Genomic DNA, 240 nt, shown 5'->3' with positions numbered 1-240 from the left:
TCGAGGTGGAAGCATGGTGACATGTGGAGCTGACGAATACTAATAGATCGAGGACTTAACCATATAATATGAAGCAATGTTATCTAGTTTTGAAAGAATATAAAAAACTTGTTGACTTTAAAAGTTAAATAAGTTACAATAATTCTTGTCTTAAATGAATACAGTCTGGTAATGATGGCAGAGAGGTCACACCCGTTCCCATACCGAACACGGAAGTTAAGCTCTCTAGCGCCGATGGTA

The 240-nt window shown here is 37.5% G+C and carries 1 rRNA gene; it reads left to right on the top strand.

Annotated elements, in window-relative coordinates:
* Nucleotides 1–164: 164 nt before the first annotated feature.
* Nucleotides 165–240 (top strand): 5S ribosomal RNA (rrf, locus tag JDS95_RS30800); the annotation flags it as partial.

This window comes from Bacillus cereus group sp. N24 (genome assembly GCF_016483345.1).
Classification (GTDB): domain Bacteria; phylum Bacillota; class Bacilli; order Bacillales; family Bacillaceae_G; genus Bacillus_A; species Bacillus_A toyonensis.
Note: the sequence above shows the minus strand (reverse complement) of the source record. Positions and strands in the feature narration are given on the sequence as shown.